Origin of the sequence: Salegentibacter agarivorans (assembly GCF_900113135.1) — a bacterium.
GTDB classification, from domain to species: domain Bacteria; phylum Bacteroidota; class Bacteroidia; order Flavobacteriales; family Flavobacteriaceae; genus Salegentibacter; species Salegentibacter agarivorans.
The window spans coordinates 126,161-134,457 of record NZ_FOOH01000013.1 but is presented as its reverse complement, the minus strand read 5'-3'; the positions used below and the strand labels follow the sequence as shown (position 1 = coordinate 134,457).

Genomic DNA, 8,297 nt, shown 5'->3' with positions numbered 1-8,297 from the left:
ATCCTTGTCTCTCGACTTGTTTCTGCTTAGCCTGGAAAGGCGAATAATCAGGCTTCCCCCGTTAAGCAAACATTCCTGTTAGTGAAGCCATCCGTTTTAACATATATTGCTATTCGGATTTTGGGCATCGGCACTTTTTGCAACCTTACCCCCAATATATGCCAGAATCGGTTCGATTTCTCTATGTTCCACTAACTTGCTAGGTCTTCCTTCACACCCCACCGTTGCCAGTGACGCACTTGACTTTACATTGCTCTTCCCTCCGATCAGGTGAGCGGGCTTTCTTTCAAGTCTCGGAATTGTTTGCATGCAGGGCAAACAAAAAACCACCGCGAAAAACGGTGGTTTTGTGGAGAATATCGGAGTCGAACCGATGACCTCCTGCGTGCAAGGCAGGCGCTCTAGCCAGCTGAGCTAATCCCCCAATTGGAAGGCAAATGTAATAATTTTCTGTAAATTCCAACAAAGAACTTTTATTTATTATTGTTGATTAAAAAATGATTAGAAAAGCTAACCTAAACGATCTCAGGGAGATCAAGAAACTAACCGAAGCCTGTGCAAAAGCGCTTCAGCAGCAAAATATCTTTCAATGGAATGAACGTTATCCTTCCCTGGAAAAGCTTAAAAAAGATATTGAGAAGCAAGAATTATACATTTTTGAGGAAGAGAATATGATTATCTCCATTATTGTACTCACCTCAAAAATGGATGATGTATATCGTAATATAAACTGGCTTAGCAAAACCGGCAATAATCTTTATGTTCACAGGCTGGCCACGCACCCAGAATTCTGGGGAAAAGGATACGCCAGGAAAATGATGGATTTTGCTGAAGAATTCGCTAAAAACAAGAATTTTACTTCCATAAGATTAGATACATTCAGTAAAAATATTCGCAATCAAAAATTCTATGAAGCCCGTGCATACACAAAACTTGGTGATGTCTATTTTCCGCATAAAAATGAGTATCCTTTTCATTGCTACGAAAAACTTTTAGCAAATTCTTTCAACGCAAATTGAGAAAATCTTAAGAAATTAGTCTTGCGATGAGGCTTTACAATAAAGCATTCTATATTTGCTGCTGAAAATAACCGCTGTTGGAATCTTCTGTTAGTTTTAAAAATATAAACCGAATTGCCATTCCCGCAATTATCGCCGGGATTGCCGAGCCGTTGATCTCGCTTACAGATATTGCGGTAATTGGAAATGTAGAAAAAAACTCGGTTGAAGCGCTGGCTGCGGCAGGAATTGTAGGCTCATTTCTTTCAGCAATTATTTGGATCGTAGCTCAAACCAAAACCGCCATTTCTGCCATTGTTTCCCAGCATTTGGGCGCAAACCGAATTCATGCAGTAAAAACGCTTATTCCGCAGGCTATATATTTCAATTTTGCTTTTAGCTTAGTGATCTATGCTACTACCGCCTTTTTCGCCGAATCAATCTTTAGCGCCTATAACGCCGAAGGTTTGATCTTACAATATTCTGAAGATTATTATCAAATCCGCGCGTTAGGATATCCATTAACTTTGGTGACTTTTGCTATTTTCGGAGTATTTCGCGGACTTCAGAACACACTTTGGGCAATGAAGTGTAGTCTTGCCGGTGCCGCGGTGAATGTAGGATTGGATTTTCTGTTGGTTTATGGAATCGACGGTTTTATTCCTGCGATGCATCTTAAAGGCGCTGCATATGCCAGTCTTGCTGCACAAGGAACAATGCTGGTAATGGCACTATGGTTTTTCTTCAAAAAAACACCTTTTCACTTAAAACTGAGTTTAAATATAAATCCGCGTTTAAAAGGCCTTTTACTTATGGCCGCCAACCTTTTTGTTAGAACGGCCGCCTTAAATTTCGCTATTTACCTGGCCAATGCCTACGCCACAGATTACGGGAAAAACTATATCGCTGCTCAAAGTATTTTAATGAATATCTGGCTTTTCTTTAGCTTTTTTATAGATGGTTATGCGAACGCCGGGAATGCGATTGGCGGGAAATTACTCGGCGCCAGGGATTACAGAAATTTATGGGAACTCAGTAAAAAAATAAGCAAATATGCGGTTTTGATCGCTTTTATGTTAATGGCCATCTGCGGACTGTTTTACAACCAAATTGGGTTAGTTTTTAATAAAGATATGGCCGTGCTGGCCATATTCTCATCGGTTTTTTGGATCGTATTATTAATGCAACCGGTAAATGCCATTGCTTTTATGTTCGACGGAATCTTTAAAGGTTTGGGCGAGGCAAAGTATCTGCGTAATTTACTTTTAGTAGCCACATTTTTGGGCTTCACTCCTGCCCTTTTAATTTCAGATTATTACGGTTTAAAACTCTACGGAATCTGGATCGCGTTTTTTGTCTGGATGCTTATTCGAAGCGCCGGTTTGGTCATTAAATTCAGAAGAAAATATTTACAAAAGGAAGTTTGATTCTCAGTGGCCAGGGAGCAGTTAAAAACAATTAAACCAAAACCGTATTTTTCAAAATTAATCTTTCTAAATTTGGGTATTCAGCTAACTGAAAAATCAAATTTATGTCTACCACACGTGAAAACGGAAGTTTATATACCAATATTAAAAACGGAATTGCCCATTTAGAATTTGGCCATCCTGCCAGTAATTCTTTCCCTTCAGTGTTATTAGATCGACTTGAGAAAGAGTTTCAGAAATTATCTGAAGACGACAACGTAAAAGTGATTCTATTAAAATCTGAAGGAGAAAAAGCCTTTTGTGCAGGAGCTTCTTTTGACGAACTTGTAGCAATTGAAACTATGCAGGCCGGGAAATTATTCTTTTCAGGTTTTGCCAAAGTTTTAAATGCGATGCGCAACTGTAAAAAACTCATTGTTGGCCGAATCCAGGGAAAAACCGTTGGCGGTGGTGTGGGACTGGTTGCTGCTTGCGATTACGCTATGGCTATTGATGCTGCTGCAGTAAAACTTTCAGAAATTAGCATAGGTATTGGTCCGTTTGTAATTGCCCCGGCCGTAGAACGTAAAATTGGCGTGGGTGCCCTTTCCGAATTAAGCCTGGCTGCCCACGAATGGAAAAACGCCTATTGGGCCAAAGATAAAGGCTTATATGCCCGTGTATTTGAAAGCTTAAAAGATTTAGATAAAGAAATTGATATTTTTACCGAAAAACTGGCTTCTTACAACCCAGAAGCACTCTATGAGATGAAACAAATGTTTTGGAAAAACACTTCTCACTGGGACGAATTACTGGCTGAAAGAGCTGCCATTTCTGGAGAATTGGTGCTTTCAGATTTTACCAAAAACGCTTTAGCTAAATATAAAAAATAAAACATGTATTTACTTTACTTTGACCAAACCGGAGATAAGGCACATAGTATTGGATATTCTATAGGTTATTTTATAGGTGACAATCTTCTTTTTATATTACTTGGTCTTATAATAATTGCCGGGCTTTTTGGGTTTTTTCTCTACAAGATGATTAAAAACAATAAACGACAGATTAAAAATTAGTTCGGGTTTTTAATCTTAAACATATATTGGTTTCAATTTGGGAAATTAGCATCCCTATAACAGATTTCTTATTTTAAAAAGCTTAATTTCAACCTTAGAAACTAATTTATGAGTTTGCCACAGCAACATTTACCAAAAGACCGAGATGCCACCCGGGAAGAGGAATGGGGTTTTACCATTTGGGAATTTATAGCCGATAATTGGCTCTACCTGTTGGGTATTCTAATAATTCTTGCCATTTTCTTCTATGCGCGTTACAACTGGAGGAGAAGACAGGAGAAAAACCAAATGAATTAATGGGAGAAGATACCTGGGAATTTCTAAGCTTTTTAAGTGGAATGGGCTTCTGGTTAATTTTAGCCTTAGTTTTAATTGTGGTAGTACTTTATAAAAGGTTCAAGAAATAACTTGCCCCGGGCCAATTTCTTTCTAGATAGAAAAAGTGTTTCTTTATTTCGAGACAAATTTAGGTTAAGCTAATCTCGATTATCGAGTTTTTAACCAACCTGTAATACTTAATCTTGCAGTTTGTACCGGTTTCACCTCATGCTCCAGCACCTGACTTTCAAAAATTACAACACGACCTGGCATTGGATAAATAGCTTTTGAAACCTCAACCCCATTTTCTTCGGAATAAATTACCAATTCCCCTCCATTTTCCGGCTTCCAGTCTTCTTCGTTTAAATAACAAACCATAGAAAGTTTTCTTCTCCCGTCATTCTGAAATGTGTCCAGATGTCGCTGATAAAAAGTACCTTCAGGATAAAGAGCATAATGGAATTCTTTAGTTAAAATTCCCAGGAAACAGGTTTTATTTAAATAGGATACTAACGAATTGATTTTGTTGAAAAACAGGTTTTCGGCTTTTCCCGCTTCAGCTTCGTTAAGCCATAAAATAAAATCCCCGCGAATAGATTTCGCAACAATTTCATTGTTTTTATTACCAATCGCCGCCTTTTTGAATTGCGCTTCTTCAAATTTCGATTTTAAAGAATTGCGAAGCATTGCAACTTCTTCAGCATTAAAAAAATCGTCTACAGTACAGTATTGATTTTCAACTAAATCGGTAATAATGTTTTCGTAAAAAGGATTTTCTATAAAATCCAGTTGTTCAAAAAGTTCGGGAGCAGTTTCTGTTATCATTTTTCATTAAAAAAACAGGCAAATATACAACAGAAACATAATTGCAGGACCAAAAAAATATAACGCTAAAAAACCCTTAACTTTGCCAAAAATAACGCGAGATGAGCAAGATTAGAATTACCAAGCAGTTCTCTTTTGAAACCGGCCACGCTCTTTATGGCTACGACGGAAAATGCCGAAACGTACACGGCCACAGCTATAAACTTAGTGTTTGTGTGATTGGAGAACCTATTACCGATAAAGATAATGTGAAGTTTGGGATGGTAATAGATTTTGGAGATTTGAAAAAGATCGTAAAATCTGAAATTGTAGATAAGTTTGACCATGCCACGGTTTTTAACAAGAATACGCCTCACGTAGAGCTTGCTGAAGAATTAAAAAATCGAGGACATCACGTTATTCTGGTAGAATACCAACCCACCAGCGAAAATATGGTGGTAAATTTTGCTGAAAAGATTCAAAAACATTTACCGGAGCATATAAAACTACACTCGCTAAAACTCCAGGAAACCGAATCCAGTTTTGCGGAATGGTTTGCAAACGATCAATAAGCCCCCCATCCCCCGAAGGGGGAGTGAAACCCGTGAGCTCTTTTTCTAAAATATTATATTTACAGCTTAGAATTATCATAAATGACTATTCCCGAAGGCAAAAAAGTTTATTTCTCCAGTGATAATCACCTTGGTGCACCTACTCAAGAAGAAAGTAGACCAAGGGAAATTAGATTTGTAAAATGGCTGGATGAAATTAAAGAAGACGCTGCTGCTATTTTTCTTCTCGGTGATCTTTTTGACTTCTGGTTTGAGTATAAACACGCCGTGCCTAAAGGTTTTGTAAGGGTTCTAGGGAAACTTGCAGAAATTAAAGACAGCGGAATCCCGATCTATTTTTTTGTAGGGAATCACGATTTGTGGATGGAAAGTTATTTTCAAGACGAACTTAGTATCCCCGTATTTCGTAAGCCTAAAGAATTTGAATTCAATAATAAAACCTTTCTTGTGGGCCACGGAGACGGCCTGGGACCCGGAGACCACGGTTATAAACGAATGAAAAAGGTTTTTACCAATCCGTTTTCAAAATGGCTTTATCGTTGGTTGCATCCAGATTTAGGCATTCCTCTGGCGCAGTATTTTTCAGTAAAAAATAAAGCGATCTCGGGAGACCAGGAGCAAAAATTTTTAGGAGAAGAAAAGGAATGGCTTATTCAATATTGTAGGCGAAAATTAGAAGAAAAGCATTACGATTACTTTCTTTTTGGCCACCGGCATTTACCCCTGGAAATCGACCTAAACGGAAAATCGACCTATATCAACACCGGCGACTGGATTGACTTTTACACCTACGCAGTTTTTGATGGTGAGAAGACGGTTTTAAAGAAATTAGAATTTTAATTCCTCCCACAGCCATTTAGATAATCTTCCAGGTTTAATTTAAATAAAGTTCCCTCTATTAAATCTGAAATTTGTTCCAGCTCTATGGCACTTACCGCAAAATCCATTTTTTCAAGTGGAGATCTTAACAGAATATTTCTACAGGATTTTTCAGTGGTACAATTACCACAATTATAATATTTAGCAGCTTGTATATTATTGGAAAAATGCTGAATTCTTCAGGTAACAAATAGAAGCCCATATCCTTAAAAACCATCTGTACTCTCGCTGGGTCAGCATTTGGTAAGTTATTTTTCCACCGAAAAGCAATTCCTAATTTGTTGTGATAAATTAATGCAACATCCTCCATTTTAAAACACTTTACTCGATAATCGAGATTTAAAAATTCCAAAGCCTACCTCGAAATTTCATCATCATTTTATACCTCTTGCTATTGCTTCGAGATAAGTTACCCAAATATAAAATTATTATTTAAAATGAATCTAAATAGAAAAGATTTATTCGCTGATATCTTTTAATTTTAACTGAATAGAAACATTCCCGTTCCATTCATTTTCATCTAAGGAATACACTGCTTTAAAAGTTTTCTTTTCTGAAATCGTCTCGAATTTTTCTCCCAGTCCAAAACCAATCATATCAAACATTGCCGATTTTCCCTGCTGTACAACCTTGCATTTTAGATGTGCTTCATCTGCACCCACACATTTCCCGTAACCGGTATCGGTAAGATTTCGTGTCATAAAAACCGGACTCATATTTCCTGGTCCAAAAGGAGCAAATTGCTTTAGAATTCTAAAAAATTTCGGGGTTATTTCATCCAGATCAATTTCGGCATCTACTGCAATTTCAGGAGTTAGTAATCTTCTATCTATAGTTTCAGAAACCACCGACTCGAATTTCGCTTTAAAATTCTCGTATTCTGAAGCTTCTAAAGTCAATCCTGCCGCATATTTATGTCCGCCAAATTGCTCGATATGCTCCTTACAGGCTTCCAAAGCATTATAGACATCAAACCCCTTCACAGAGCGTGCTGAAGCCGCCAATTTCTCACCGCTTTTTGTAAAAACCAGGGTTGGGCGGTAATAGGTTTCGGTTAAACGTGAAGCTACAATACCAATCACGCCTTTATGCCAGCCTTCGTGATAAACCACGGTACTATAACGTTCCTGTTCCTGTAGTTCTTCAATTTGCCCAAGAGCTTCAACCGTAATCGCTTTATCGGTAGTTTTCCTTTCGGCGTTAAAATTCTCTATTTCAGCAGCGAATTCCATAGCGGTTGCTTCGTCTTCTTCCGTCAATAAATTCACTGCGTGCAAGCCGTGCTTCATTCTTCCGGCTGCATTTATACGAGGCGCAATTATAAAAACTACATCAGTTATCGTGAGTTTATCCTTTTTGACCTGTGCCAATATTGCTTTAAAACCCATTCTGGGGGCAACATTGATCACATTTAAACCGTGATAGGCCAAAATTCGGTTTTCACCGGTAATAGGCACGATATCGGCTCCAATGGCGGTCGCAACCAAATCCAGATAAGGCAGTAAAACCTCGGGTGTTCCTAATCTTTTAGTATTTATAGCCTGGATCAATTTAAAACCAACCCCGCAACCACAAAGTTCTTTATACGGGTATTCACAATCCTCGCGCTTGGGATCCAGCACCGCAACGGCCTCAGGGATAGTTTCTCCCGGGCGGTGGTGATCACAAATAATAAAATCTATTCCTTTTTCAGCAGCATAAGCTACTTTATCAATGGCTTTTATTCCACAATCCAGGGCAATAATCAGCGAAATTCCGTTATCGGCCGCAAAATCAATTCCCTGGTAAGAAATCCCGTAACCTTCAGTATACCTGTTGGGAATATAAGTCGCGATATTTGGAGTAAGGGTTTTTAAGTAAGAAGACATCAAAGCCACACTGGTAGTCCCGTCTACATCATAATCGCCATAAACCATAATATTTTCTTCGGAAGCGATTGCCTGCTGAATTCGGTTTACAGCCACATCCATGTCTTTCATCAAGTAGGGATCGTGCAGCTCTTCCAAACTGGGCCTGAAAAACTTTTTTGCAGCTTCAAAAGTCATTATTCCGCGCTGCGCCAAGAGTGCAGCCACAGGCGTTTCCACCCCTAATTCTTCGGCAAGTTTACTAACAACTAAAGAATCGGGTTTAGGTTTTAAAGTCCAGCGCATCGTAAGTTTTTTTCAAAAATACATATAGTATTTCAATACCAATAAGGGGGAATTCACTAAAACAGAATAATAGAAATTTTTCAGCAATTAA

At 38.3% G+C, this 8,297-nt stretch carries 10 protein-coding genes and 1 tRNA gene; 7 read left to right on the top strand and 4 right to left on the bottom strand.

Annotated elements, in window-relative coordinates:
* Positions 1-350: 350 nt before the first annotated feature.
* Positions 351-424 (bottom strand) — tRNA-Ala (locus BM084_RS11270).
* A gap of 73 nt (positions 425-497) precedes the next feature.
* On the opposite strand from BM084_RS11270, the gene BM084_RS11265 reads away from it, so the two are divergent.
* The 5 genes from BM084_RS11265 to BM084_RS11245 all read left to right on the top strand — a co-directional run bounded on the left by BM084_RS11265 (position 498) and on the right by BM084_RS11245 (position 3,777).
* On the top strand, positions 498-1,019 hold the full coding sequence (locus BM084_RS11265) for a GNAT family N-acetyltransferase (protein ID WP_075325323.1): 522 nt from the start codon (positions 498-500) through the stop codon (positions 1,017-1,019).
* 77 nt (positions 1,020-1,096) lie between these two features.
* Complete coding sequence (locus BM084_RS11260) at positions 1,097-2,425, top strand: MATE family efflux transporter (RefSeq protein ID WP_075325324.1); 1,329 nt, start codon at positions 1,097-1,099, stop codon at positions 2,423-2,425.
* A 104-nt stretch (positions 2,426-2,529) separates the two neighbouring features.
* Complete coding sequence (locus BM084_RS11255) at positions 2,530-3,297, top strand: enoyl-CoA hydratase/isomerase family protein (RefSeq protein ID WP_093304786.1); 768 nt, start codon at positions 2,530-2,532, stop codon at positions 3,295-3,297.
* 3 nt (positions 3,298-3,300) lie between these two features.
* The gene (locus BM084_RS11250) at positions 3,301-3,480 is read left to right on the top strand and encodes a hypothetical protein (protein WP_075325326.1); all 180 of its coding nucleotides are present in this window, start codon (positions 3,301-3,303) and stop codon (positions 3,478-3,480) included.
* Between the two features lie 108 nt (positions 3,481-3,588).
* Positions 3,589-3,777, top strand: a complete 189-nt coding sequence (locus tag BM084_RS11245) for a hypothetical protein (protein ID WP_232228887.1) — start codon at positions 3,589-3,591, stop codon at positions 3,775-3,777.
* Between the two features lie 189 nt (positions 3,778-3,966).
* On the opposite strand, the gene BM084_RS11240 is transcribed toward BM084_RS11245, so the two are convergent.
* Positions 3,967-4,623 (bottom strand): 2OG-Fe(II) oxygenase, encoded by a 657-nt coding sequence (locus BM084_RS11240; RefSeq protein ID WP_075325327.1) that lies wholly within the window; start codon positions 4,621-4,623, stop codon positions 3,967-3,969.
* Positions 4,624-4,724: 101 nt separating this feature from the next.
* Between BM084_RS11240 and BM084_RS11235 the strand changes: the two genes are divergently transcribed.
* Entirely contained in the window at positions 4,725-5,174 is a 450-nt protein-coding gene (locus BM084_RS11235) for a 6-pyruvoyl trahydropterin synthase family protein (RefSeq protein ID WP_075325328.1), read from the top strand.
* Positions 5,175-5,255: 81 nt separating this feature from the next.
* Complete coding sequence (locus BM084_RS11230; protein ID WP_075325329.1) at positions 5,256-6,014, top strand: UDP-2,3-diacylglucosamine diphosphatase; 759 nt, start codon at positions 5,256-5,258, stop codon at positions 6,012-6,014.
* 124 nt (positions 6,015-6,138) lie between these two features.
* Here BM084_RS11230 and BM084_RS11225 read toward each other — a convergent pair whose 3' ends face one another.
* A complete protein-coding gene (locus BM084_RS11225) occupies positions 6,139-6,363 on the bottom strand; it encodes a hypothetical protein (RefSeq protein ID WP_093304784.1) in 225 nt (74 codons plus the stop codon).
* A 148-nt stretch (positions 6,364-6,511) separates the two neighbouring features.
* Positions 6,512-8,206, bottom strand: a complete 1,695-nt coding sequence (recJ, locus tag BM084_RS11220) for a single-stranded-DNA-specific exonuclease RecJ (protein ID WP_093304782.1) — start codon at positions 8,204-8,206, stop codon at positions 6,512-6,514.
* Positions 8,207-8,297: the final 91 nt, after the last annotated feature.

What these genes read in the sequence shown, in the direction of transcription:
- BM084_RS11265 (WP_075325323.1), top strand. Translation starts at nt 498, where the DNA reads ATGATTAGAAAAGCTAACCTAAACGATCTCAGGGAGATCAAGAAACTA.
- BM084_RS11255 (WP_093304786.1), top strand. Translation starts at nt 2,530, where the DNA reads ATGTCTACCACACGTGAAAACGGAAGTTTATATACCAATATTAAAAAC.
- BM084_RS11250 (WP_075325326.1), top strand. Translation starts at nt 3,301, where the DNA reads ATGTATTTACTTTACTTTGACCAAACCGGAGATAAGGCACATAGTATT.
- BM084_RS11245 (WP_232228887.1), top strand. Translation starts at nt 3,589, where the DNA reads ATGAGTTTGCCACAGCAACATTTACCAAAAGACCGAGATGCCACCCGG.
- BM084_RS11240 (WP_075325327.1), bottom strand. Translation starts at nt 4,623, where the DNA reads ATGATAACAGAAACTGCTCCCGAACTTTTTGAACAACTGGATTTTATA.
- BM084_RS11235 (WP_075325328.1), top strand. Translation starts at nt 4,725, where the DNA reads ATGAGCAAGATTAGAATTACCAAGCAGTTCTCTTTTGAAACCGGCCAC.
- BM084_RS11230 (WP_075325329.1), top strand. Translation starts at nt 5,256, where the DNA reads ATGACTATTCCCGAAGGCAAAAAAGTTTATTTCTCCAGTGATAATCAC.
- BM084_RS11225 (WP_093304784.1), bottom strand. Translation starts at nt 6,363, where the DNA reads ATGGAGGATGTTGCATTAATTTATCACAACAAATTAGGAATTGCTTTT.
- recJ (WP_093304782.1), bottom strand. Translation starts at nt 8,206, where the DNA reads ATGCGCTGGACTTTAAAACCTAAACCCGATTCTTTAGTTGTTAGTAAA.